This window comes from Dietzia sp. DQ11-38-2 (assembly GCF_014145055.1).
Classification (GTDB): Bacteria; Actinomycetota; Actinomycetes; order Mycobacteriales; family Mycobacteriaceae; genus Dietzia.
On the sequence record NZ_JAALDW010000415.1, the window covers coordinates 1 to 2,320 of the forward strand.

Annotated in this window: 2 protein-coding genes; both read right to left on the bottom strand. The window is 71.7% G+C overall.

Annotated features, from left to right (window positions below):
* Positions 1–811, bottom strand: an 811-nt coding sequence (locus G6026_RS13485; protein ID WP_182613464.1) for an NAD-dependent epimerase/dehydratase family protein, incomplete at its 3' end; no start/stop codon positions are given.
* Positions 812–901: 90 nt separating this feature from the next.
* Positions 902–2,320: DUF6541 family protein (locus tag G6026_RS13490; RefSeq protein WP_182613465.1), on the bottom strand; the 1,419-nt coding region annotated here is incomplete at its 5' end.

Genomic DNA, 2,320 nt, shown 5'->3' on the forward strand with positions numbered 1-2,320 from the left:
GCGCGTACTCGGGGTCGTCCCCCGACCCCGCCGCCGCGGCCACCAGGGTGTGCAGGTCGCGGTCGCTGGTCTCGACCCCGGTGCCCACGTTGAACCGCAGCCCGGCGGCCGCCGGAACCGTCGCCGCGCGCACGAAGGCGTCGACCACGTCGTCGACGAACACATAATCGCGGGTATTGCCCCCGTTCCCGAACACGCGGGTCGGCTGCCCCGCGAGCAGTCGCTGCGCGAAGATCGCCACCACCCCGGCCTCACCGTGCGGGTCCTGCCGCGGGCCGTACACGTTGGCCGGTGCCACGCCCGCCCACTCGATGCCGTACAGCTTGGCGAACATCTCGAGGTACACCTCGCCGGCGACTTTGCCCGCCGCGTACGGGCTCATCGGATCCACCGGCCGCGACTCGGCCACCGGCAGCTCGGCCACGGGACCGTAGATCGATCCTCCCGAGGAGGTGAAGACGATCCGCCGCACCCCGGCTCGTCGGGCGGCCTCGGCGAGCCGGACCGTTCCCACCACGTTGACCTCGGCGTCGTACACCGGGTCCTCCACGGACAGACGCACGTCGATCTGCGCGGCCAGGTGGAACACGACCTCGGGAGCGACCTCGGCGACCAGGTCCACGATCCCGGGGTCGATCAGGTTCATCCTGTGGAAGCCGAACCGGGCCCCGGCCTCCCGCGCGCTCGCGAGGTTCTCGAGGCGACCCCGCGAGAGGTCGTCCACGACGCTCACCTCGTGACCCTCGGACAGCAAGCGATCCACCAGGGTCGACCCGATGAACCCGGCTCCACCCGTCACGAGTGCCTTCATTGACGAACCCCTCCCGAAGCGCGGCGACGCCGCCGCGGCGTCCCGTCGGACGACAGCTCCGAGGATACGACCCGGACCCGGTCGGGCCGCTCACTCCCCGCCGTACAGCTCGGTGGCGCGGGTGAGGGGGGTGCGCCTGTCCGGCGGGAACGGGGAGTCGGCCAGGATCCGATCGATCTCCTCCTGCGTGAAGGCTGCACGGACGGCGAAGATCCGCACCTGGGAGTCCGAGTAGACCTTGACCAGGCCCGGGGTCTGATCGAGCCGGAGGAGGTGCTCGTTGGGCTTCTGGAACCCCCAGTAGTTGGGCGGGCTGACGTAGACGTAGGTCACGCCGAGTTCGTCGAGCGCGGAGTCGACGCGTGGGTCGGTACCGGCCCGATCCATGCTGAAGAACAGAGCGGTCGTGAGCGGGGCGGTGGACCCGGGCTGGAGATAATGTCGTGCGGTCGAGGGCAGACCGTGGGTGGCGTACATCCACCCCGACCCCTCGTCGGGGTTGGTGTAGACGAGTCCCGAGTAGGCCTGCGGTTGCCGGGAGAGCCACTCGAAGGCGCGCAGATCGTGACCGTCGACCATCCGACCCGCGCGTTGGTTCGCACCCGCCGCCGAGGCGTACTCGGGCGAGGCCTGCACGACCCACGACCCGGTGGCCACCAACGCGGCCAGCGCCACGGCGACCCGCAGACCCGCCGCACCGGTTCCGCGCGAGTCGGTGATCGGGTCGATCAGGCGGGCCGCCCACCCCGCCAGCGCCTGGACGACCACTCCCACCCCCACACCGACGGCGGCCGCCACGAGGAACGCCAGGAGCACCCCGATCCGCCGCGGGTCGTTGTAGTAGATGCTGCCGATCCCGCGCAGGACGCCGCCGGTCCAGTTGCCGAACATGCTCATGGAATTGACGCACACCACCAGCACCCCGGCCCAGAGCAGGATCGGCCACAGCACGAGGCGCCGGACCAGGACGAGCACGCCGAGCACCGCGAGGGCCAGCAGCACCCAGCGCACTCCCCAGTCCTGCACGTGCCGTACCTGCAGCGCCACGGCCCGGCCCCAGACGGCGGCCCGGTCGGCGTCGATCTCGAACTGGAAGGCCGAAATCTCGTCCGCGTCCTCGGAGACGGTGAGGACCTGGGGCAGCAGTGTGAGGACGCCCGCGAGTCCGACCCCCGCCAGGACGAGGAAGTCCCGCAGCCGGCCCCGTACCGGGCGCCACAGGCCCTCGAACAACCACCAGAACAGCACGATCACCGCGGCGGTGACCATCGCCGACGGGTGGATACCCCCGACGCCGACCAGGCCCAGCGCGGCGGCGGGGACGAGGCGACGGTCGGACAGGGAGGCCACCACGACAGCGGCCACCAGCCCCGCCAGTCCGTTGGCCACCCCGGACGGCGTCGCGGCCACCATGACCTCCACGAACGGCAGCCCCGGGAACAGGGGGGTCGCCATCGCGGCGACGGCCGCGGAGGTCGCGACGGCCGGACGGGAGAACCGCCGGTGGGA